The sequence below is a fragment of the Burkholderia sp. B21-005 genome, assembly GCF_020843965.1.
Classification (GTDB): Bacteria; Pseudomonadota; Gammaproteobacteria; order Burkholderiales; family Burkholderiaceae; genus Burkholderia; species Burkholderia ambifaria.
The window spans coordinates 3,405,700-3,426,291 of record NZ_CP086301.1; the positions used below are offsets into that span (position 1 = coordinate 3,405,700).

The window sequence follows — 20,592 nt, forward strand, 5'->3', positions numbered from 1 at the left end:
ATCGGAGCCTGCTCACCTCAGCCACATCGTTGCGAAGCCGGGCACGCGGCCATCGCCGCCCCGGCAAACGGGCACTAGCCGCGAGCGCGGTAGAGATCGGTCAATACCTTGGTCGAGCGCCGCGCCTCGAACAGCGCGGACAGCCGCGCGACTTCCGGGCTCGCGAGATCGCGGATCGCGGCGTCGTCGGCGAGGATGCGGCGGATCAGCCCGAGCTTGCGGCCGAGGTCCGAGTCGTCGAGCGCGACGCCCGGATCGGCCTCCTTCAGCCCGTCGACGAGCCGCAGGAATTCGGCCTGCAACTCCGGCAGCGCGCTCCAGTCGGCACCGCGTGCCGCGCTCAGCATGCGGCCCGACACGGCCGCGAGCGCCTCGTAGCGGGCGAAGTACTCGGCCTTGAGATTCATCGCGCCGCGTCCGCCGCCTGTTGCGCGGTCATCCGCGCGACTTCGGGGGCGATGCCCGTCCACGCTTCCTCGAGCGTGGCGAGCAGTCCGTCGACCTCGACCAGCATCGCATCGCTCGCGCGCATGTTGGCTTCCAGCAGCCGCCGGACGATATAGGCGTACAGCGCATCCAGGCGCCCGGCGATCTCGCCGCCCGCGTCGCGGTTCAGCGCCGCCTGCAGGCCGCTCTCGACGATCCCGATCGCCTTGCCGATCGCTTCGCCGCGTGCGGGCACGTTGCCCTGCTGCAGGTGCATGCGCGCGAGTGCGATGGCCTGCCGCGCGCCCTGGTACAGCATCGCGATCAGCCGGTGCGGGGAGGCGCCCATCACCCCCGTCTCGACGCCGACACGCGCGTACGCACTGGCTCCAGCGTGTCCTGGGGAAAACATGCGCTTCTTCTCCTTGTGATGCGTTGGCTATGCGGAAGCCGCCGCCCTGCGTTGCACGACGCGGCCTTGTACCGGAGTTATCGGAAGGGAATTGAAAAGCTTTAGGCGCGCCGGCCCGGCCGCGCCCGGCGTGACCGCCTCGTCACACCGACATCTGCATGATGTCGTTGTATGCGCTCACGAGCTTGTTGCGGACCTGGAGCCCGAACTGGAAGCCGATGTTGGCCTTCTGCATGTCGACCATCACGTCGTTCAGCGACACGTTCGCCGCGCCGACCTCGAACGCCTGCGCCTCGCCGAGCGCGTGCTGCTGGTCGCCGCTGATCTTGTCGAGCGACGCCTTCATCGCGCTCGCGAACGTGCCGGCCGTCGCGGCGCCCGAGCCGGCGAGCGCCGCCGTCGGGCTCGCGACGCCGCCGCCCGCCTGCGCGGCCATCGCCTGCATCTGTTGCAACACCGAACCGATTCCGCTGACGTTGGCAGTCATGCTGTCCCCAGACCTAAGAGAAGAGACCCGGACCTACCGGGCGTTTGCGCCGGCGCCGCACCATGCGCACCATGCCGGATCGCGAAAAAGGATAGCAGCGCGGCGCACGCCAAAGCCGCGAAAGTACGGGGGAAACCCCGCTCTTTTCGGTCGATCGGAGTCGCGTCCGGATCCCGATAATCGCAACGTGTCATTGTCCGTCCGCTCGTCCGAGCGGCTCAGTCGTCCCGCTCCGGAGAAACTCCACGCATGGATTCGCAGGCCAACTCGCTGATCAACCCCGACGCCCGCACGGGCCTCGCCAGCCCGGTGCCAGGCGCCACCGCGGCCGCCGCGTTGCCGGGAGCAGGCGGCGCCGGCGCGGACTTCGGGTTCGGCGGTTTCGCGGAACGCATTCCCGGCATCTCGCGGATGAAGGGCAACCCGAAGCTGCCGTTCGTGATCGCCGTCGCGTTCGCGATCGCCGCGATCACCGCGCTCGTGCTGTGGAGCCGCGCGCCCGACTATCGCGTGCTGTACAGCAACCTGTCGGACCGCGACGGCGGCGCGATCATCGCCGCGCTCCAGCAGGCCAACGTTCCGTACAAGTTCGCCGACGCCGGCGGCGCGATCCTCGTGCCGTCGAATCAGGTGCATGAAACGCGCCTGAAGCTCGCCGCGCTGGGCCTGCCCAAGGGCGGCTCGGTCGGCTTCGAGCTGATGGACAACCAGAAATTCGGCATCAGCCAGTTCGCCGAGCAGGTGAACTACCAGCGCGCGCTCGAAGGCGAGCTGCAGCGCACGATCGAATCGATCAACGCGGTGCGCGGCGCGCGCGTGCATCTCGCGATCCCGAAGCCGTCGGTGTTCGTGCGCGACAAGGAAGCGCCGAGCGCGTCGGTGTTCGTCGACCTCTACCCGGGCCGCGTGCTCGACGAGGGCCAGGTGCAGGCGATCACGCGGATGGTGTCGTCCGGCGTGCCCGACATGCCGGCGAAGAACGTGACGATCGTCGACCAGGACGGCAACCTGCTGACGCAGACCGCGTCGGCCTCCGGCCTCGACGCGAGCCAGCTCAAGTACGTGCAGCAGGTCGAGCACAATACGCAGAAGCGCATCGATGCGATCCTCGCGCCGATCTTCGGCACCGGCAATGCGCGCTCGCAGGTCAGCGCCGACATCGATTTCTCGAAGCTCGAGCAGACCTCGGAAAGCTACAGCCCGAACGGCACGCCGCAGCAGGCCGCGATCCGCAGCCAGCAGACCAGCAGCGCGACCGAGCTCGCGCAGGGCGGCGCATCGGGCGTGCCGGGCGCGCTGTCGAACACGCCGCCGCAGCCGGCCTCCGCGCCGATCGTCGCCGGCAACGGCCAGAACGGCGCGCAGTCGACGCCCGTCAGCGACCGCAAGGACCAGACCACCAACTACGAGCTCGACAAGACGATCCGCCACGTCGAGCAGCCGATGGGCAACGTGAAGCGGCTGTCGGTCGCCGTCGTCGTCAACTACCAGCCGGTCGCCGACGCGAAGGGCCACGTGACGATGCAGCCGCTGCCGCCGCCCAAGCTCGCGCAGATCGAGCAGCTGGTGAAGGACGCGATGGGCTACGACGAGAAGCGCGGCGACTCGGTGAACGTCGTGAACAGCGCGTTCTCGACCGTCGGCGATCCGTACGCCGACCTGCCGTGGTGGCGCCAGCCGGACATGATCGCGATGGCGAAGGAAGCCGCGAAGTGGCTTGGCATCGCGGCAGCCGCGGCGGCGCTCTATTTCATGTTCGTGCGCCCGGCGATGCGCCGCGCGTTCCCGCCGCCCGAGCCGGTCGCCCCGGCGCTCGCGGCGCCGGACGATCCGGTCACGCTCGACGGCCTGCCCGCCCCGGACAGGGCCGACGAGACCGATCCGCTGCTGCTCGGCTTCGAGAACGAAAAGAACCGCTACGAACGCAACCTCGACTACGCGCGCACGATCGCCCGCCAGGATCCGAAGATCGTCGCCACCGTCGTGAAGAACTGGGTGTCCGATGAACGCTGAAGGCCTGACCAAGAGCGCGCTGCTGCTGATGTCGATCGGCGAGGAAGAGGCCGCTGAAGTATTCAAGTTCCTCGCGCCGCGCGAGGTGCAGAAGATCGGCGCCGCGATGGCCGCGCTGAAGAACGTCACGCGCGAGCAGGTCGAGGGCGTGCTGCAGGAATTCGCGAAGGAAGCCGAGCAGCACACCGCGCTGTCGCTCGATTCCAGCGAGTACATCCGCTCGGTGCTGACCAAGGCGCTCGGCGAGGACAAGGCCGGCGTGCTGATCGACCGGATCCTGCAGGGCAGCGACACGAGCGGCATCGAGGGCCTGAAGTGGATGGACTCGGGCGCGGTGGCCGAACTGATCAAGAACGAGCATCCGCAGATCATCGCGACGATCCTCGTGCATCTTGACCGCGACCAGGCGTCCGAGATCGCGTCGTGCTTCACCGAACGGCTGCGCAACGACGTGCTGCTGCGGATCGCGACGCTCGACGGCATCCAGCCGGCCGCGCTGCGCGAGCTCGACGACGTGCTCACCGGCCTGCTGTCCGGCAGCGACAACCTGAAGCGCAGCCCGATGGGCGGCATCCGCACCGCGGCCGAGATCCTCAACTTCATGACGAGCAATCATGAAGAAGGCGTGCTCGAAAGCGTGCGCCAGTACGACGCCGACCTCGCGCAGAAGATCGTCGACCAGATGTTCGTGTTCGAGAACCTGCTCGACCTCGAGGATCGCGCGATCCAGATGGTGCTCAAGGAAGTCGAGTCGGAAACGCTGATCATCGCGCTGAAGGGCGCGCCGCCCGCGCTGCGCCAGAAGTTCCTCGCGAACATGTCGCAACGCGCGGCCGAACTGCTCGCGGAGGATCTCGACGCACGCGGCCCGGTGCGCGTGTCCGAGGTCGAGACGCAGCAGCGCCGCATCCTGCAGATCGTGCGCAACCTCGCCGAGAGCGGCCAGATCGTGATCGGCGGCAAGGCGGAAGACGCATATGTCTGATCCCGTGCGCGAGCGCGCCGCCACCCTCACCGCGTACCAGCGGTGGGAGATGGCGTCGTTCGATCCGCCGCCGCCCCCGCCGCCGCCCGACGACGCGGCCGCGGCCGCCGCCGCGCTCGCCGAGGAACTGCAGCGCGTGCGCGACGCCGCGCATGCCGAAGGCCATGCAGCCGGTCACGTCGAAGGCCAGGCGCTGGGTTACCAGGCCGGTTTCGACCAGGGCCGCGAGCAGGGTTTCGAGGCCGGCCAGGCCGAAGCCCGCGAACAGGCCGCACAGCTCGCGGCGCTCGCCGCCTCGTTCCGCGAAGCCGTGTCGAGCGTCGAGCACGATCTCGCGTCCGATCTCGCGCAGCTCGCGCTCGACATCGCGCAGCAGGTCGTGCGCCAGCACGTGAAGCACGATCCCGCGGCGCTCGTCGCGGCCGTGCGCGACGTGCTCGCCGCCGAACCGGCGTTGTCCGGCGCGCCGCATCTCGCGGTGAATCCGGCCGACCTGCCCGTCGTCGAAGCCTATCTGCAGGACGATCTCGATACGCTCGGCTGGACCGTGCGCACCGACACGTCGATCGAGCGCGGCGGCTGCCGCGCGCACGCCGCGACGGGCGAGGTCGACGCGACGCTGCCCACCCGCTGGCAGCGCGTCGCCGCCGCGATCGGCAAGGTGAGCGCATGGTGACGCCCACGCCCGAATCGATCCTGTACGACGGGATGACGCCGCTCGAGCGCGAACTCGCGCTCGCGTCGTTCGGCCCCGACGGCGTACACGACACCGCACACGGCGCCGATCCGCACGCGGCACCCGCTGCGGACGATGCGCCGCGCGCACCGCACAATCCGCATCTCGCGCACTGGCGCACGCATCTGAACGGGCTCGCGACGCGCAGCCACCGCGCGCTGCCGCTGCGGCCGTGCGGGCGCCTCACGCGCGCCGCGGGCCTCGTACTCGAGGCGATCGGGCTGCGCCTGTCGGTCGGCGCCGAATGCACGATCGAACTGCCGCCCGGCAGCACGCTGCCGCACGCGGAAGCGGAAGTCGTCGGGTTCTCCGGCGATCGCCTGTTCCTGATGCCGACCACCGACGTCGCAGGCGTGCTGCCCGGCGCGCGCGTGTGGCCGCGCGAAAGCGCGCCCGTCGCCGATCCGCTCGCGGGCGCCAAACGGCTGCCGGTCGGCTGGGAAATGCTCGGGCGTGTGGTCGACGCGTCGGGCCGCCCGCTCGACGGCCTCGGCCCGCTCGCATCGAAGGTGGACGCCGCGCTGTCGGCGCCGTCGATCAACCCGCTCGATCGCGAGCCGATCCACAGCGTGCTCGACGTCGGCGTGCGCGCAATCAACGCGCTGCTCACCGTCGGCCGCGGGCAGCGGATGGGCCTGTTCGCGGGGTCCGGCGTCGGCAAGTCGGTGCTGCTCGGTACGATGGCGCGCTACACCAGCGCGGAAGTGATCGTGATCGGGCTGATCGGCGAACGCGGCCGCGAAGTGAAGGAATTCATCGAACAGATCCTCGGCGAGGACGGGCTCGCGCGCTCGGTCGTCGTCGCGGCGCCGGCCGACGTGTCGCCGCTGCTGCGCATGCAGGGCGCCGCCTACGCGACGTCCCTCGCCGAGTATTTCCGCGACCAGGGCAAGCACGTGCTGCTGCTGATGGATTCGCTGACGCGCTACGCGATGGCGCAGCGCGAGATCGCGCTCGCGATCGGCGAGCCGCCCGCGACCAAGGGTTATCCGCCGTCGGTGTTCGCAAAGCTGCCCGCGCTCGTCGAGCGCACCGGCAACGGGCCCGAAGGCGGCGGCTCGATCACCGCGTTCTACACGGTACTGACCGAAGGCGACGACCAGCAGGACCCGATCGCCGACTCGGCGCGCGCGATCCTCGACGGCCACATCGTGCTGTCGCGCGCGCTCGCCGAGGCCGGCCACTATCCGGCGATCGACATCGAGGCGTCGATCAGCCGCGCGATGACCGCGCTGATCGACGAAACGCATCTCGACCGCGTGCGGCAGTTCAAGCAGATGCTGTCGCGCTACCAGCGCAATCGCGACCTGATCGCGGTCGGCGCGTATGCACCGGGCCGCGACGCGCAGCTCGACCGCGCGATCGCGCTCTATCCGCGCATCGAATCGTTCCTGCAGCAGGGCTTTCGCGAATGCGCGCCATTCGCGTCGAGCCTCGCCGGGCTCGATGCGCTGTTCGACGTACACGGAGGCTGATCCCGATGGCACACGGCTTTCCCCTTCAACTGCTGCTCGACCGCGCGCAGGAAGATCTCGACACGGCCACGAAGCAGCTCGGCACCGCGCAGCGCGACCGCACCGCGGCCGCCGAACAGCTCGATGCGCTGCTGCGCTATCGCGACGAATACCACGCGCGCTTTTCGCAGTCCGCGCAGCACGGGATGCCGGCCGGCAACTGGCGCAATTTCCAGGCGTTCATCGATACGCTCGACGCGGCGATCGCGCAGCAGCGCAACGTGCTGGCCGCGGCCGAGCTCCGCATCGACGAGGCGCGCCCGAACTGGCAACAGAAGAAACGCACCGTCGGTTCATACGAAACCCTGCAGGCGCGCGGCGTCGCGCAGGAAACGCAGCGTGCCGCGAAGCGCGAACAGCGCGACGCCGACGAACACGCCGCGAAGATTCTGCGCATGCGGGCCGATGCGGCCCGCTCGGCGTAACCGCTCAACGCTTTCGAACGAGAGAATCGCCATGCCTCCCCTGCCCCTGCTCGGCGCGCTGCTCGACACCGCCGGCACCGCCATCAAGGCCGTCCGCGGCGCGGGTTCGTCCGCCTCCGCGACGTCCGCCGGCAACGATGCCGCAACCAGCCAGGCCGCCGTGCCGTTCGCGCAGACGCTGAAGCGAAGCGTCGTCACACGGCACGACACGGCGAACGCCGGCAAGCCGGATGCCGCGACGCAACAGGCATCGTCGACGCCAGCCGCCGGCGCGAAGCCCGCCGACCGCGTCGACGACAAGTCGACCGACGACGCGAATGCGACGCCCAACGCCGACGCCGCCGCGCTCGCCGCGGCCGCCGCCGTTCAGGCGCAACTGCAGGCGCGCGTGAACGACGCGGCGCCGGCCGGTGCCAATGCCGATACCGCCGCCACGGCCGCGCAAACGACGGCCGTGTCCGGGCAGCCCGACGCCACGGCCGCGCTGACGAATCATGCCGGCAAGGATGCGGCCGCCGAGCCGGCGTTGCCGGCGTCGGGTCGCGACGCGCTGCAGGCCGCGCTGGCGAAGCTGACCGGCGGCGCGGGTGCGATCGCGATGCCCGCGACGGGCACGGCCGCGGCAACGACAGCGCCGGCATCGACGACGTCCGCATCGGCCGCCGCCGCACCGCTGACGCCGAAAGTCCCGACCTTCGACCGCACGCTCGCCGACGCGAAAGGCGCGCTCGCGACGCAGCCGACGCCCACGCAAGCCACCGCCCAGGCGCTGCAGGCCGGCGCCACCGGCCAGCCGGCCGCGCATGCGCTCGCAGCCACCGAGGAAGCCGCCAGCCCGGCCGCCGACGCATCGGTCGCTGCCGCCGCAACGGCTGCGGCAGCCGCCCAGGCGAACCTCCAGGCATCGCCCGCCGCCAGCTCGGTCGCCGCGGCCAATGCCCATGTGCTGGCCCCGCATGTCGGCACCGCCGACTGGACCGACGCGCTGAGCCAGAAGGTCGTGTTCCTGTCGAATGCGCACCAGCAGAGCGCCGAGCTGACGCTGAACCCGCCGGACCTCGGCCCGCTGCAGGTCGTGCTGCGTGTCGCGGACAATCACGCGCATGCGCTGTTCGTCTCGCAGCACGCGCAGGTGCGCGACGCGGTGGAAGCCGCGCTGCCGAAGCTGCGCGAAGCGATGGAAGCGGGCGGCCTCGGCCTGGGCAGCGCGACCGTCAGCGACGGCGGCTTCGCGTCGCAGCAGCAGAACCTGCAACAGAGCTTCGCCGGCGGCCGGCCGTCGCTGCGCGCACGCGCCGGATCGTCAGCCGGCGACGCACCGGTCGACGCTGCGCAATCCGCAGCGGCCGGCGCGACCGTGAGCCGCGCGGGCCTCGTCGATACGTTCGCCTGAGCATCGCGCCGCTCGCGTGACGGTGCATGGCCGCTCAGCGGCCGTGCACCGCCGCGGTCGCCTCGCCGCGCGGCACCCCGCCCTTGCGCGTCGCGACGATGAAGTCCGCCGCGCGTTCGCCGATCATCACCGACGGCGCATTCGTGTTCCCGCCGATCAGCGTCGGCATCACCGACGCGTCCACCACCCGCAGCCCGTCGACACCGCGCACGCGCAGTTGCGGATCCACGACCGCGCGCGCATCCGAACCCATCCGGCAGGTGCCGACCGGGTGATAGATCGTGTCGGCGTGCGCGACGATCGTCGCGCGCAGCTCGGCTTCGCTCTGGTCCGCCCGCGTGTACAGCTCGCGCCCGCCCTGCGACGCGAGCGGCGTTTGCGACAGGATCCGGCGCATCGCCTGCGCACCGCGCACGAGCAGGTCGAGATCGCGCGTATCGCTGAAGAAGCGCGGATCGATCAGCGGCGCGTCGCGCGCATCGCCGCTCGCGAGAGCGACCGTGCCACGGCTGAACGGGCGCAGCGCGCATACGTGCAGCGAATAGCCGAAACCCCAGTGCATCTTGCGGTTGTGGTCGTCGACCAGCGCCGTGCAGAAATGCAGCTGCAGGTCCGGTCGGTCGAGCGACGGATCGCTCTTGATGAAGCCGCCGGCCTCCGCGACGTTGCTCGTCATCATCCCCGTGCGGCTCGAGAAATAGCGCGCGAGCGCCGGCGTCATCTTCGCGATGCCGCGCAGGCAGATGCCGACCAGCTCCGACGAATTCACGCGCGTGTTGATGATGAAGTCGATATGGTCGATCAGGTTGGCGCCGACGTCCGGCGCGTCCTGCACGATCGCGATCCCGTGCCGACGGAGCTGCTCCGCCGGACCGATTCCCGAGCACATCAGCAGCTGCGGCGAATTGAACGCGCCGGCCGACAGAATTACCTCCGCCCGCGCGCCAAGCGTCTCGACGCGTCCGTCGCGCGACACCACGACGCCGACCGCACGCTTGCCGTCGAAGCCCACGCGCAGCACCGTCGCATCGGTGATCACATGCAGGTTCGGCCGGTTGCGGCCATAGATATACGCACGCGCGACGCTGCAGCGCGAGCCGTCGCGATGCGTGACCTGATAGAAGCCGACGCCTTCCTGCGTCGCGCCGTTGAAATCGTTGTTCAGCGGATAGCCGGCCGCGTGCGCGGCCTGGATGAATCGTTCGGAGAACGGATTGCGAAAGCGCAGATCTGAAACCGTCAACGGGCCGTCCGCGCCGTGCCACGCATCGGCGCCGCGCTCGTTGCCTTCCGCGCGGCGGAAATACGGCAGCACGTCCTGCCAGCCCCAGCCCGTTGCGCCGAGCTGGGCCCACTCGTCGTAGTCGCCCGGGTGGCCGCGCGTGTAGATCATCGCGTTGATCGCGCTCGAGCCGCCCATCCCGCGCCCGCGCGGCTGATAGCCGCGACGGCCGCCGAGGCCCGGCTGTGGCACCGTCTCGTAACCGTAGTTCGTGCCGAGCTTGAACGGCACGAGCGCCGCGATCCCCACCGGCATGTTGACGAGCAGGTTGCGCTCGGTGTGCGAGCCGGCCTCGATCAGCGCGATCGTCGCGTCGGGGCATGCATCGGCGAGGCGGCTGGCGAGGCTCGAGCCGCCCGACCCGCCGCCAACGATAATGTAGTCGTATTGCATGTCACGTCTCCTTCGTGTCATGAACGGCGCGCGGCGCGGCCGGCTCCCGCTTGTAATGTTCGGGCATTGTAGGAATGGCCGTCGCGCACGCGGCACGCCGATTCAAGAGCGATTCCTCTAAACGCCCGCGTGAACTAAATTTAAGATGTATCGATGGATGCGACGCGATGCACCGGCCGCCAGAAGCCGCGCTGTCGCGAAACTGGGGAGACGACGATGCAGCGCGACGTTCTGCAGGCCGCGTGCCGACCGGGGGATCCGGACGCACCGCGCGCGGCCCGCATTTCATTTCAAACGGACGCCCGGACGGTGGTGACCGGCACCGTGCGCGCGGCCGGTCGAAATCGAACGACGCCACGTGTCGCCGACCGTTTGGACGGCTCGTCGAATCAGCGGCATGACCTGTCGGTGCGACGGTCGTCGCGCGCATCGCGCAGCCGCGCTTCGGTGCGCGCGCAAGCGCCCGCCGCGCGCCATCGCGCAGCAGCCGGAAATCGCATCCGGCCGCACGCGCGCACCGTACACCCCCGTTTTCGGACGCGAACACCGTCGCGCGGATGCGACGCTTGCCGCACGCCGCACCCTGTTTTCACCCGCGCATCGCATCCGGCCCCGCGCCGCGCGACGCGCGCCACCCTGATCCGCCCCGCCACGCTCGCCGAGCGCTCACGTGCGGCCTGACTGCTGGCCGACGTGCCACGCCCAACTGGAGGAGACGACATGAAGAACGACCTACCCGAACTGGCCCCGCAAGCGCTGCCATCGGTCGATGCGCTGACGGCGCTGCTGCGCGACCAGCGCGCGGCCTACCTGCGCGCGCCCTATCCGGAGTGGGACACCCGCGCGCAGCACCTGCGCGCGCTGCGCACCATGCTGCTCGATCACGCGGATGCACTCGCCGACGCGATCAGCGCCGACTTCGGCCACCGCGCGAAGCAGGAAGTGCTGCTGTCGGAAATCTGGATGGCGAAGGAAGAGATCGACGACGCGCTCAAGCACGGCAAGCGCTGGATGAGGCCGATCAGCAAGCCGATGAACAAGTGGCTGCGGCCGGCGCGCGCGAAGGTGCTGCCGCAACCGCTCGGCGTGGTCGGCATCGTCGTGCCGTGGAACTATCCGATCCTGCTCGCGGCCGGGCCGCTGATCTGCGCGCTCGCGGCCGGCAACCGCGCGATCATCAAGATGTCCGAACTGACACCGCGCACGTCGGCGTTGTTCGAGCAACTGATCGCGAAGACCTTCTCGCGCGACCACGTCGCGGTCGTGAACGGCGATGCCGAGATCGGCGCCGCGTTCAGCGCGCTGCCGTTCGATCACCTGCTATTCACCGGCTCGACGCATGTCGGCCGCCACGTGATGCGCGCCGCGGCCGACAATCTCACGCCCGTCACGCTCGAACTCGGCGGCAAGTCGCCCGCGATCATCGGCCCGAATGCGCGCTTCGATGCCGCGGTCGACGCGATCATCGGCGGCAAGACGCTGAACGCGGGCCAGACCTGCATCGCGCCCGACTACGTGCTGCTGCCGCGCGGGATGGAAGCCGCGTTCATCGAGCGCGCGCGGGCGCGCTTCGCCAAGCTGTATCCGGACCTGTCGACCAACGGCGACTACACGACGATCGTGTCGCCGCGCCACTACGCCCGGCTGCAGCAGCTTGCGACCGACGCGCAGGCGGCCGGCGCGCAACTGCATCCGCTGTCGGACGCGCAGTCCGATCCCGCATCGCGCCGCTTCGTGCCGTGCGCGGTCACGCACGTGCCGGCCGCGTCGCAGCTGATGCAGGAGGAAATCTTCGGGCCATTGCTGCCGCTCGTGCCGTACGAGCGGCTCGACGAGGCGATCGCGTACGTGAATGCGCGCCCCCGCCCGCTCGCGCTGTACCTGTTCGACGAGGATGGCGGCACGGTCGACCGCGTGATGCGCGAAACGATCTCGGGCGGCGTGACGGTCAATGACGCGCTGATGCACATCGCGTGCGGCAGCTTGCCGTTCGGCGGCGTCGGCGCGAGCGGGATGGGTGCGTATCACGGCTACGACGGCTTCGTGACGTTCTCGAAGATGAAGCCCGTGCTCACGCAGGCGCGCCTGAATACCCGCGGGCTGATCGCGCCGCCTTACGGCAGGCGCTTCGCCGCGGTGATCAGGATGATGCTGAAGTTCTGAGCGATGCGGGCCGCGCGCAATGGTGGCGGCCCGCTTTGAACATGCCGCGCGGCGACGCTGCCGCGCGTGCCGTCACACGGGCCAGAGCGGCCCTTCCTGCATCGCGCCGATCTGCTCGCGCAGCTCGAGTACGCGTGCCTCCCAGTAGCGATGCGTGTTGAACCACGGGAACGCGGCCGGAAACGCCGGATCGTCCCAGCGGCGCGCAAGCCAGGCTGCGTAGTGGATCAGCCGCAGCGTGCGCAGCGCTTCGACCAGATGCAGCTCGCGCGGCTCGAATTCGCAGAAGTCCTCATAACCGGCGAGCAGGTCCGCGAGCGCGCGCGACGCGCCTTCGCGATCGCCCGGCAGCAGCAGCCACAGGTCCTGGACCGCCGGTGCCATCCGGCTGTCGTCGAAGTCGACGAAATGCGGCCCCGCGTCGGTCCACAGCACGTTGCTCGGATGGCAATCGCCGTGCGTGCGCAGCAGGCGGATCTCGCCCGCACGCTCGAACGCGGCCTCGACGCCTTCCAACGCGAGCGTGACCGCCGTCTCGTAGGCGGGTCGTACATCGTCGGGAATGAAATCGTGCGCGAGCAGGTAGTCGCGCGGCTCGTAGCCGAAGGTGCGAATGTCGAGCACCGGACGCGCGACGTAAGGCTGCGTCGCGCCGACCGCGTGAATGCGGCCGATGAAGCGGCCGAGCCATTCGAGCGTGTCGCTGCGGTCGAGATCGGGCGCGCGTCCGCCGCGCCGCTCGAAGATCGAGAAGCGGAAGCCGTCGAACGCGTGCAGCGTGCGGCCGTCGAAGCCGCTCGCGGGCACCACCGGAATCTCGCGCGCGGCAAGTTCGGCGACGAACGCGTGTTCTTCCAGGATCGCGTCGTCCGACCATCGCTCGGGCCGGTAGAACTTCGCGACGACGGGCGGGCCGTCTTCGATGCCGACCTGGTAGACGCGGTTCTCGTAGCTGTTGAGGGCGAGCAGGCGCCCGTCGGTGCGCAGCCCGGCCGGCATCAGCACGCTGTCGAGCGCGTCGAGCACGCACTCGGGCGTGAGGCCGGCGAACGGCGGGCCGGCGGGAGCAGCGGGGGCGGAAGTGGCGTCTTTCATGCCCCGCATTGTGCCGTCAGCCGCGCCGAAACACGAGCGTCCGATGCGACGCGCGTGCTCAGTGAACCGCGGCGCCGGCCGGCAGCACGGATTCGCCGGTGTCGATCAGGTCCTCGAGAAAGAACGGCTCGGTGTTGAGTTCTTTCGACTCGCCCGGCACGCCCGCGTACCAGGTCACCATGGCCATGTCGCCCAGAACGCGCTGAACGATGCCGCGCGCGCCCTTCGGCACAGCGATATGGGTAGTGCAGACAATCGACCCGACATGCATGATGGTTCCCCACTCTTGAATCTTGAAACCCGGCCCGCTGGCGAGCCGGCAAACGCACGATCCGCGCCGCCCTCGGCGGGGTGTTGCGCGTGATCCCATTGTTCACGGTTTATCGAAGCGCGAAAAGAAGAAGAAGCGGGTGAAGTGCCGCGAATTCGTCGAATGTCTCCAATCAACCACTGCGTCGCGCGTGCGCTTGCACGGGCGGATACCCCCATCATACCCTGTCGAATGTGACTGTCCGCCGAATCCCGCCGGGCATGCGATACGCACGCGAATTGCGCGACGCGCGTATCGTCTGGCCTTTGCCACGGCCGTCGGGATATCTCGCGTGACCGCACCCACGGAACCACGCCCGCGGCCATGCACCGCGACGCCTACCTGCCCTATCTCGAACGCGGCTCGCGCAACGACTCGCGCGCGAGCGTCGCGGTACTGTTCGCAGGCTTCGTGTCGAAAGGTGCGAGCCGCCACCGGTTGATGACGATGTCGCTGCTGCTGTCGTCACTGCTCACGCTCGTCGCCGCCTTCACGCCGCACTGACGTCAGATGCTCGTGCTGCGTGCGCTCGCCGGCGTGCTCGCGGTCGGCATGGCCGCGCCTGCGCGAACGCGGCGGCATCACATGACGTTCCCGCACGCAACCGAGTCTTTGCGCAGACAGTTGCGCCGGATGGCCGCCTTGCGGTACCGTTGAAGCTCATTCGCGTTCAAGCGCATTTCGACACGATGCATCCGTTCACGTCCGCTCTCGCAAAATCCCGGCCGCAGTTCGACTCGCGGCCGCAGGCGTGCGCGCATCCGTCGGTCCTTCCTCCTCCTGTCGCACCGCCGCTCGTCGGCGCCGCGCCGCCCCCGCCGGCGGCACGCGTCGGCTGACCAGCCGGCTTTCGCTTTTTCGTTTTCCATTCGCCCGTTTGCGGCCGTTCGTGCGTCGTCACGCACGGCGCGTTGCCGCGCGCGCGACATGGAACGTATCGATCCGTTCGACAGGTGGATTCACATGGTTTCGTTCAAACGCGCGCTCGCCGCGCATGGCGTGACGTCGCTCTTCGTGCTGCTGTGGAGCAGCGGCGCGATCTTCGCTGAACTCGGTCTGCGTCACGCATCCGCGTTCGTCTTTCTCACCGCACGTTTCGCGCTCGCGTCACTCGTGCTGCTCGTCCTGGCCGTCATGCGCGGCCGCTGGCTGCCGCCGCGCGGCGAGCGGCGCATGGCTGCGCTGACCGGCCTGCTGATGATGGGTGGCTATTCGATCTTCTACCTGCTCGCGCTCGATCAGGGGATCGCACCGGGCGTGCTCGCGACGATCCTCGGCGTGCAGCCGATCGTCACGCTCGCGATGGTCGAGCGGCGCTGGCAACCGATGCGCGTCGCGGGGCTCGCGCTGTCGCTGGCCGGCCTCGCGCTCGTCGTGGGCCGCGGCGTGGGCGGCGCCGGCCTGCCGATCATGGGCATCGCATGCGCGCTCACGGCGCTCGCCGCGCTGACCATCGGCTCGCTGCTGCAAAAGCGCGTGCGCGCGGCGCCTGGCGACGTACTGCCGCTGCAGAACGCAATCGGCCTCGCGCTGTGCGTGGCGATCCTGCCGTTCCGCCCCGTCTCGCTCGATGCGAGCTGGGCGTTCGTCGTGCCGCTGCTGTGGCTCGGCATCGTGATCTCGGTGATCGCGCAGTTGCTGTTCTACCGGTTGATGCAGCGCGGCGATCTCGTCAACGTGACGAGCCTGTTCTATCTCGTGCCCGTCGTCACCACGCTGATGGACGCGGTCTGGCTCGGCAACCGGCCGGCGCCGCTCGCGCTCGCCGGCATGGGGGCGATCGTCGCGGGGCTCGTGCTCGTGTTCCGCACACCAGCCGCTTGCGCGCAACCCGATCGCGCGTAAGCGGACAGCCGCCGTACCCGCGGGTGCGGCGGCTCGTATCGAACCCGTACGACGTTTGTGTGCAAACGGAAAGGAGCCGGAAAGACTGGCGCAAGGCATTCGTCTGATTCCCGGGGAAAATACAGAATTCCCGGGGTTTTCCGCATACTTTTAATGGTTCGGATAGCGAAAAACGCCGCGAGGTTGCCTATACTCGAACTGCCGGCCCCACTCGCAATCGGGTCGGCACACTAGAAAATGCCCGGCATGGGCGGGTACAGGCGTGTGCGCCTGCGCCGGCCGACTATGGAGACACGCATGACGACCTATTTCACGATCGGCGACTTCATCCTGTTGATTCCGATGGCGCTGGCCGGCGCGCTATTTCTCGGCGCGGTGCCATGCGCGACCGAATTCCGCCACAACCTGCTGCGCGTGCTCGGCGTCATGCTTGGCGTCGGCGTTGCGGTATTGCTCGTCGAAGGCCTCCCCGCGCTGCTCTAGCGACCCGTTCGCGCACCGGTCACATCGCTGCACCGCAGCGACGTGACGGCTTGCTTGCGTGCGCCGCGATACGGCATGCGATCATTCGCATCCCGTATCGACTGTCCTTGCTACCTATCAGATCGCCTGATCGGTTGACGGCTTTTCCCACAGATTGATGCCGCCTTCGGTCGCATGGCGATCGATCTCCGCGAGTTCGTCGGCCGAGAACTCGAGGTTCTTCAGCGCGCCCACGTTTTCACGCACCTGCTCCGCGCGGCTCGCGCCGATCAGCGCCGACGTCACGCGGCCATTGCGCAACACCCACGCGAGCGCCATTTGCGCGAGGCTTTGGCCGCGCCGCTCCGCGATGCCGTTGAGCTTGCGCACGTGCTCGAGGTTGTCCGCGCTCAGGTGATCCTGTTTCAGCGAACCGCCACCCGGCTTGTTCACCCGCGCATCGGCCGGCACGCCGTTCAGGTATTTCGACGTCAGCAGCCCCTGCGCGAGCGGCGTGAACGCGATGCTGCCCGTGCCGATCTCGTCGAGCGTACCGAGCAGATCCTGCTCGATCCAGCGGTTCAGCATGTTGTACGAAGGCTGGTGGATCAGCAGCGGCACCTGGTATTGCGCGAGCAGTTCGGCCATCTCGCGCGTCTTCGCGGCCGAGTACGACGAGATGCCGATGTACAGCGCCTTGCCCTGCCGCACGGCCGACGCGAGCGCGCCCGCCGTTTCCTCGAGCGGCGTGTGCGCGTCGAAGCGATGCGAATAGAAGATGTCGACGTAGTCGAGGCCCATCCGCTGCAGGCTCTGGTCGAGGCTCGCGAGCACGTACTTGCGCGACCCGCCGCCGCTGCCGTACGGCCCCGGCCACATGTCCCAGCCGGCCTTCGTCGAGATCAGCAGCTCGTCGCGGTACGGCCGGAAATCTTCCTTCAGCAGCCGGCCGAAATTGGTTTCGGCGCTGCCGTACGGCGGCCCGTAGTTGTTCGCCAGGTCGAAGTGAGTGATGCCGAGGTCGAACGCGGTGCGCAGGATGTCGCGCTGCGTGTCGATCGGCGTCGAGTCGCCGAAGTTGTGCCACAGGCCGAGCGACAGGGCGGGCAGTTTGAGCCCGGATTTGCCGCAGGTGCGGTATTGCATGTCGGCATAACGTTCGGAAGCTGCTTCGTAGGCCATGGGTCGGTTCCGTCAGGACGTCGAGGAAGGGACGCGCGCCGCACGCGAGCATCGCGCGCCGGCGGCGAAGGAAACACACGACGGCTATGGTAGCGAACGCGGCGCGAGCATGCACGGCAATGGACGCGACCGCGCACGTCGCCTACACTGCGGCGTCTCGAATCACCGTTACAGCGAGGTTGGTATGTCCCGGGTCATCTCGGTTGCACTGCTCGTCGGCGGCGTCGTGCTGCTGTATTTCGGCGGCCAGTCGTTCCATTCGATCAACGACAACATGTCGCGCTTCTTCACCGGCTCGCCCGCCACGAAGACGATCCTGCTGATCGCAGGCGGCGCCGTCGCCTCGCTGATCGGCCTGATCGGCCTCGCGATGCCGGGCAACAAGCGCTGATCGCGCAGCCGCGCGGCTCGCGACGACTCGCGGCGCGCGGCGGGCTGCTCAAAACGCAACGGGCGGCCCAGGCCGCCCGTTCTTCATCCGCCCGCGCGGCAGCAGCGCCGCAGCGGGCGACCGGCAGCGGGCGACCGGCGTCGGGCAACCGGCACGGCGGCATCGCCGTCCGGACCGCTGCTAGAACTGCACTTCCGGCTTCGTCGCCGAACGCGTGCCCGGCACCGGCCGGTTGCTCACCCCGTGATACGTGTAGACCAGCGAGAACTTCACCTGGTCGGAGCGGTTCTGCCCCGCGGAATGCAGCGTGTTGCAGTGGAAGAACACGACGTCGCCCGTCTGGAGCGGCGGGCAGGTTGCCGCATCGATCATCTTGCGGTTCTCCGGCAGGTCGCCGCGGAAGAACTTCGCATCGTCGAACGCTTCCGGCCCGAATTCGGCCGTGTGCGACCCCGGCACCAGCCAGAGCGCGCCGTTTTCATTCGTTTCCGGCCCGAGCGCGAGCCACACCGACACCATGTCCGCGCGTTCGAACGACCAGTAGCGGAAGTCGCGATGCCAGCCCGTCAGGCTCCCGTACGCGGGGTGCTTCGTCATCATGCAGTTGTGATGCGTGCGCGACAGCACCGGCTGCTCGCCGAAGTACTCGCGCATCCACGCGCCGATTTCGGGCGCGATCGCGCGCTCGGCGAACGCCGGATCGCGCCCATAGGCGTCCAGCAGCCGCCGCACCGTATGCCCGCCCGGCGCATGCTTCGAGTCCGGCGCGCCCGGGTAGCGCAAATCCGCCTCGAACTCGATCGGCTCCGCCGCTTCCTGCAACTGGCGCTCCGCGATGCGCTTGAGCGCCGCGCACTGCGCTTCGCTGACGAGGCCGCGCGCGACGACGAAACCACGTTCGCGCAATTCCGCGACTTGCGCGCGGATCGATTCCGACTGCAATGAAGACGACATGGGATGCCAGACGTTTATTGTGTGAATGTAACGATTGTAAATCGGCACCGGATACCGCGAACAGCACCATTGTCGTGCGCAGGGGCATGCCAATCGCCGATTTGATCGGGATCAAGGGAACTGTACGGCGCGGCGCGAGCCTCAGCGACAGGCGGTATGCGGCGACTCGCTTGCGGCACAAGGGTTTATCGCGACTTTTGCGCGTCATGAAACCCTTGTAGCCTGTCGCGGCCTGTCAATTCTGGCGGGCGCGGCGCGCAACGACTTTCGGTAAGATCCGTTGCGTCATCCGAGGCCGTTCATACCAGTGCGCTCTTCAAGGGCGCCATCCATACAAGCGAAGCATCGTTCACATGCCATTCCGTCTGACTTCCCGTCTCAACCGCGTTGCGAAGCGCGTCGTGCCGTCCGCTCCCGCCCGCTCGCTGCGCCATCACCGCGCCCGCACGCAGGCGCTCGCCGAGCACACGCACGCGCACAGCCGGCTGGACGGCATCCGTGCGTGGTTCCACGCATTCTTCTCGATGATGAGCGCGCAGGCGTTCGCACGCCGCGCCGGCCTGCGTTCGCTGCTGCAGAAGCCGTCGTCGCTGCGCGCGCTCGCGCTGCGTCGCACGCTCGGCCCGCAGCGCCGCATCAACCGCCCGCGCCGCCTCGCGGCCAGCAACGGGTGGTTTGGGTTCAGCGCACGCTGAAACCGCGCCGGCGGGCCGTGCCCGCCACGCTTGCCGTCATTTCGCCGGCGCTCGACACGCATAAAAAAACCCCGGCATGCCGGGGTTTTTTGTTTCAGGCGGGACGACGCTTACGCGACGCGTGCCGTCGGCTCCACGCCGGCCGCTTCGGCCAGCACGAGTGCCTTGTCGGTTGCTTCCCACGAGAATTCCGGTTCTTCGCGACCGAAGTGGCCGTAAGCTGCCGTCTTCTCGTAGATCGGGCGCAGCAGGTCGAGCATCTTGATGATGCCCTTCGGACGCAGGTCGAAATGCTCGCGCACGAGCTTCGTGATCACGGCATCCGACACGCGGCCCGTGCCGAACGTGTTGACCATCACCGAGGTCGGCTCGGCGACGCCGATCGCGTACGACACCTGGATCAGCGCGCGCGATGCGAGGCCTGCCGCGACGATGTTCTTCGCGACGTAGCGGCCGGCATACGCTGCCGAACGGTCGACCTTAGACGGATCCTTGCCCGAGAACGCGCCGCCGCCGTGCGGTGCGGCACCGCCGTACGTGTCGACGATGATCTTGCGGCCCGTCAGGCCGCAGTCGCCCTGCGGGCCGCCGATCACGAACCGGCCGGTCGGGTTCACCAGGAACTTGATGTCGCCCTTGATCAGGTCGGCCGGCAGCGTCGGCTTGATGATTTCCTCGATCACGGCTTCGCGCAGCGCCGGCAGTTCGATGTCCGGTGCGTGCTGCGTCGACAGCACGACGGTGTCGATCGAATCCGGGCGGCCGTCGACGTAGCGAACCGTCACCTGCGACTTCGCGTCCGGACGCAGCCACGGCAGGCGGCCGTCACGGCGCAGGCTGGCCTGGCGCTCGACGAGGCGGTGCGACAGGTAGATCGGCAGCGGCATCAGTTCCGGCGTTTCGTCGCATGCGTAACCGAACATCAGGCCCTGGTCGCCCGCGCCTTGATCGAGGTTGTCGTCATGTGCGCGATCGACGCCTTGCGCGATGTCGGGCGACTGCTTGTCGTACGCGACGAGCACCGCGCAACCCTTGTAGTCGATGCCGTAGTCGGTGTTGTCGTAGCCGATGCGCTTGATCGTGTCGCGCGCGATCTGGATGTAATCGATGTTCGCCGTCGTGGTGATTTCACCAGCCAGGACGACGAGACCCGTGTTGCACAGCGTTTCGGCCGCAACGCGGGAATATTTGTCCTGCTCGAGGATGGCGTCGAGAATCGCGTCCGAGATTTGGTCCGCGACCTTGTCCGGATGGCCTTCAGAGACGGATTCGGACGTGAAGAGATAATCGTTTGCCACTTTTTCAGGCTCCTGTGTGGTTACGGTTGGTTTCACGTAGCCAGCTTCGTTGGGCCTGAAGCGGCGACGCTTTAGCGGATTACCAGGACCGGGCAGCGCGCTTCGCGCCAGCCGGCTTCGCCCCGCAAGTT

22 protein-coding genes are annotated in these 20,592 nt (G+C 68.7%); 13 read left to right on the forward strand and 9 right to left on the reverse strand.

From position 1 onward, the window contains the following. Positions 1–74: 74 nt before the first annotated feature. From LMA02_RS15840 to fliE, 3 genes are all read right to left on the reverse strand, one after another. Positions 75–407, reverse strand: a complete 333-nt coding sequence (locus LMA02_RS15840) for a flagellar protein FliT (protein ID WP_228906157.1) — start codon at positions 405–407, stop codon at positions 75–77. Continuing rightward, a complete protein-coding gene (fliS, locus tag LMA02_RS15845; protein ID WP_012364934.1) occupies positions 404–838 on the reverse strand; it encodes a flagellar export chaperone FliS in 435 nt (144 codons plus the stop codon). The genes LMA02_RS15840 and fliS overlap by 4 nt, the downstream gene beginning before the upstream one ends. 142 nt (positions 839–980) lie before the next feature. After that, positions 981–1,325 carry a flagellar hook-basal body complex protein FliE gene (gene fliE, locus LMA02_RS15850; protein ID WP_006761724.1) on the reverse strand — a complete coding sequence of 115 codons (345 nt, stop codon included), beginning with the start codon at positions 1,323–1,325 and terminating at the stop codon, positions 981–983. Between the two features lie 249 nt (positions 1,326–1,574). On the opposite strand from fliE, the gene fliF reads away from it, so the two are divergent. The 6 genes from fliF to LMA02_RS15880 are packed head-to-tail and all read left to right on the forward strand — an operon-like array spanning position 1,575 to position 8,391. After that, on the forward strand, positions 1,575–3,338 hold the full coding sequence (gene fliF / locus LMA02_RS15855; protein ID WP_228906159.1) for a flagellar basal-body MS-ring/collar protein FliF: 1,764 nt from the start codon (positions 1,575–1,577) through the stop codon (positions 3,336–3,338). Further along, positions 3,328–4,323: a flagellar motor switch protein FliG gene (fliG, locus tag LMA02_RS15860; protein WP_006753019.1), complete on the forward strand. Its 996-nt coding sequence runs from the start codon at positions 3,328–3,330 to the stop codon at positions 4,321–4,323. Before fliF ends, fliG begins: the two co-directional genes overlap by 11 nt. Beyond that, a complete protein-coding gene (gene fliH / locus LMA02_RS15865; RefSeq protein WP_228906161.1) occupies positions 4,316–4,999 on the forward strand; it encodes a flagellar assembly protein FliH in 684 nt (227 codons plus the stop codon). Before fliG ends, fliH begins: the two co-directional genes overlap by 8 nt. After that, positions 4,993–6,534 (forward strand): flagellar protein export ATPase FliI, encoded by a 1,542-nt coding sequence (gene fliI, locus LMA02_RS15870; RefSeq protein ID WP_228906164.1) that lies wholly within the window; start codon positions 4,993–4,995, stop codon positions 6,532–6,534. The genes fliH and fliI overlap by 7 nt, the downstream gene beginning before the upstream one ends. A gap of 5 nt (positions 6,535–6,539) precedes the next feature. Next, on the forward strand, positions 6,540–6,998 hold the full coding sequence (gene fliJ, locus LMA02_RS15875; RefSeq protein ID WP_006753016.1) for a flagellar export protein FliJ: 459 nt from the start codon (positions 6,540–6,542) through the stop codon (positions 6,996–6,998). A gap of 31 nt (positions 6,999–7,029) precedes the next feature. Beyond that, positions 7,030–8,391 carry a flagellar hook-length control protein FliK gene (locus LMA02_RS15880; RefSeq protein ID WP_228906166.1) on the forward strand — a complete coding sequence of 454 codons (1,362 nt, stop codon included), beginning with the start codon at positions 7,030–7,032 and terminating at the stop codon, positions 8,389–8,391. 34 nt (positions 8,392–8,425) lie between these two features. Here the strand turns inward: LMA02_RS15880 and LMA02_RS15885 are convergent, their stop codons facing one another. Continuing rightward, entirely contained in the window at positions 8,426–10,066 is a 1,641-nt protein-coding gene (locus LMA02_RS15885; protein WP_228906168.1) for a GMC family oxidoreductase, read from the reverse strand. A 216-nt stretch (positions 10,067–10,282) separates the two neighbouring features. Here LMA02_RS15885 and LMA02_RS15890 point away from each other — a divergent pair, with 216 nt between their 5' ends. Beyond that, positions 10,283–10,747, forward strand: a complete 465-nt coding sequence (locus LMA02_RS15890; protein WP_228906171.1) for a hypothetical protein — start codon at positions 10,283–10,285, stop codon at positions 10,745–10,747. A gap of 39 nt (positions 10,748–10,786) precedes the next feature. Then, positions 10,787–12,229, forward strand: a complete 1,443-nt coding sequence (locus LMA02_RS15895) for a coniferyl aldehyde dehydrogenase (protein WP_228906174.1) — start codon at positions 10,787–10,789, stop codon at positions 12,227–12,229. A gap of 72 nt (positions 12,230–12,301) precedes the next feature. On the opposite strand, the gene LMA02_RS15900 is transcribed toward LMA02_RS15895, so the two are convergent. Together LMA02_RS15900 and LMA02_RS15905 are read right to left on the reverse strand one after the other, a co-directional pair. Beyond that, complete coding sequence (locus LMA02_RS15900) at positions 12,302–13,324, reverse strand: serine/threonine protein kinase (protein WP_212055127.1); 1,023 nt, start codon at positions 13,322–13,324, stop codon at positions 12,302–12,304. Positions 13,325–13,382: 58 nt separating this feature from the next. After that, a complete protein-coding gene (locus tag LMA02_RS15905) occupies positions 13,383–13,595 on the reverse strand; it encodes a hypothetical protein (RefSeq protein ID WP_014895745.1) in 213 nt (70 codons plus the stop codon). Between the two features lie 363 nt (positions 13,596–13,958). Here LMA02_RS15905 and LMA02_RS15910 point away from each other — a divergent pair, with 363 nt between their 5' ends. The 3 genes from LMA02_RS15910 to LMA02_RS15920 all read left to right on the forward strand — a co-directional run bounded on the left by LMA02_RS15910 (position 13,959) and on the right by LMA02_RS15920 (position 15,962). Beyond that, complete coding sequence (locus tag LMA02_RS15910; RefSeq protein WP_228906176.1) at positions 13,959–14,138, forward strand: hypothetical protein; 180 nt, start codon at positions 13,959–13,961, stop codon at positions 14,136–14,138. A gap of 459 nt (positions 14,139–14,597) precedes the next feature. Continuing rightward, positions 14,598–15,479: a DMT family transporter gene (locus LMA02_RS15915; RefSeq protein ID WP_228906177.1), complete on the forward strand. Its 882-nt coding sequence runs from the start codon at positions 14,598–14,600 to the stop codon at positions 15,477–15,479. Positions 15,480–15,776: 297 nt separating this feature from the next. Next, positions 15,777–15,962, forward strand: coding sequence for a hypothetical protein (locus LMA02_RS15920; protein ID WP_006753009.1), 186 nt, complete (start codon positions 15,777–15,779; stop codon positions 15,960–15,962). A gap of 117 nt (positions 15,963–16,079) precedes the next feature. On the opposite strand, the gene mgrA is transcribed toward LMA02_RS15920, so the two are convergent. Then, entirely contained in the window at positions 16,080–17,123 is a 1,044-nt protein-coding gene (gene mgrA / locus LMA02_RS15925; RefSeq protein WP_228906178.1) for an L-glyceraldehyde 3-phosphate reductase, read from the reverse strand. A gap of 184 nt (positions 17,124–17,307) precedes the next feature. On the opposite strand from mgrA, the gene LMA02_RS15930 reads away from it, so the two are divergent. Next, positions 17,308–17,514: a DUF3185 family protein gene (locus tag LMA02_RS15930; protein ID WP_006753007.1), complete on the forward strand. Its 207-nt coding sequence runs from the start codon at positions 17,308–17,310 to the stop codon at positions 17,512–17,514. 180 nt (positions 17,515–17,694) lie between these two features. On the opposite strand, the gene LMA02_RS15935 is transcribed toward LMA02_RS15930, so the two are convergent. Continuing rightward, positions 17,695–18,468 (reverse strand): phytanoyl-CoA dioxygenase family protein, encoded by a 774-nt coding sequence (locus LMA02_RS15935; RefSeq protein ID WP_166725644.1) that lies wholly within the window; start codon positions 18,466–18,468, stop codon positions 17,695–17,697. A 353-nt stretch (positions 18,469–18,821) separates the two neighbouring features. Here LMA02_RS15935 and LMA02_RS15940 point away from each other — a divergent pair, with 353 nt between their 5' ends. After that, entirely contained in the window at positions 18,822–19,163 is a 342-nt protein-coding gene (locus LMA02_RS15940; RefSeq protein ID WP_166725643.1) for a hypothetical protein, read from the forward strand. A 110-nt stretch (positions 19,164–19,273) separates the two neighbouring features. On the opposite strand, the gene metK is transcribed toward LMA02_RS15940, so the two are convergent. Then, positions 19,274–20,461 carry a methionine adenosyltransferase gene (gene metK / locus LMA02_RS15945; RefSeq protein ID WP_006753004.1) on the reverse strand — a complete coding sequence of 396 codons (1,188 nt, stop codon included), beginning with the start codon at positions 20,459–20,461 and terminating at the stop codon, positions 19,274–19,276. Positions 20,462–20,592: the final 131 nt, after the last annotated feature.